This window comes from Polynucleobacter sp. 35-46-11, assembly GCF_002281105.1.
Genome location: NZ_NCFJ01000588.1, coordinates 1 through 1462, shown reverse-complemented (window position 1 = coordinate 1462; position 1462 = coordinate 1). Strand labels below are relative to the sequence as shown.

The following is a 1462-nucleotide window of genomic DNA, read 5'->3' as shown; positions in this document are numbered from 1 at the left end:
AACTCGAAGTAGCTGAACTACTTGGTGAAGAAGCTTCTCAATACGAAAAGAATCGCGACACCCTGGATGTGTGGTTTGATTCTGGCACTACGCACTGGCATGTCATTCGCGGCTCACACCGCAATGAGCTCTATCGCCCAGAAGCCGAAAATGCAGACGGTCGTTTAGCTGACTTGTACCTTGAAGGCTCGGATCAACATCGCGGCTGGTTCCATTCTTCCCTGCTTACTGGCGCCATGCTCAATGGCAAACCACCTTATAAAGCGCTGTTGACGCACGGCTTTACCGTTGATGGCCAAGGTCGCAAAATGAGTAAGTCTGTGGGCAACGTGATTGCCCCGCAGCAGGTTGCTGATAAGTTGGGTGCCGAGATTATTCGCTTATGGGTCGCATCCACCGATTATTCCGGTGAGATGACGATCTCTGATGAAATTCTGAAACGTGTCGTAGAAAGCTACCGTCGCATCAGAAATACATTGCGCTTCTTATTGGCCAATCTATCAGACTTTGATCCTAGCAAGCATGCAATGTCTGCAAGCGAATGGCTAGAAATTGATCGCTATGCTGTAGCACTTGCCAACCAATTGCAGCAAGATGTTCAAGCACACTACCGGGCCTATGAGTTCCAGCCCGCTGTAGCTCGCATGCTCACTTTCTGCTCAGAAGACTTGGGTGGCTTTTACTTAGATATTCTGAAAGACCGCCTATACACCAGCGCTCCGGATTCGAAAGAACGTCGTGCAGCGCAGAATGCCCTCTTCCACATCACGCGTAACCTGCTTAAGTGGCTTGCTCCATTCCTCTCCTTTACCGCTGAGGAAGCCTGGTTATCGCTCCCACACGGTGCAAATGAGAGGCTAAGTGAATCCATCTTCATGGAAGAGTTTGGTGCTTTCCCAGAAATCGCCCACGCTACTGAACTCCTTGCCAAATGGAATCGCATTCGAGAAATTCGTTCCGAAGTGACCAAAGCAATTGAGATTGAACGCGAAGCGGGTAACGTCGGCTCATCCCTGCAGGCTGAACTCACAATCAAAGTAGGCGACATCGATTTCGCCATCTTGCATTCTTTGGAAGATGATTTGCGCTTTGTAACCATCACCTCTAGTGCCAATATCGAGCTGAGCAATGCAGGTCTTGAGGTTCTCGTTCGCGGCAGCCAATACAAGAAATGTGGTCGTTGCTGGCATCACACTCAAGATGTTGGTGCCAATACCGAGCATCCAGAGTTGTGTGATCGCTGTATCAGCAATCTCTTTGGGGATGGCGAATCTCGCTTATTTGCATAAAGAAGAGATTCACAGACTAATCCATATATGAACCCAAACACGTCCTTTCTCCGTTATCTAGCAATTGCAGTTGTAACGCTATTGCTAGATCAACTGAGTAAATGGTCTGCATTGAGCAATCTACAGCTAGGAGTGCCCGAGCCTGTTTTGCCATTTATGAACTGGCTTTTGCT

The 1462-nt window shown here is 48.6% G+C and carries 1 protein-coding gene; it reads left to right on the top strand.

Features of this window, described 5'->3' with window-relative positions; translation table 11 throughout:
* On the top strand, positions 1 to 1289 hold a 1289-nt coding region (locus tag B7Y67_RS17885), incomplete at its 5' end, for a class I tRNA ligase family protein (RefSeq protein WP_293599788.1).
* Positions 1290 to 1462 lie beyond the last annotated feature (173 nt).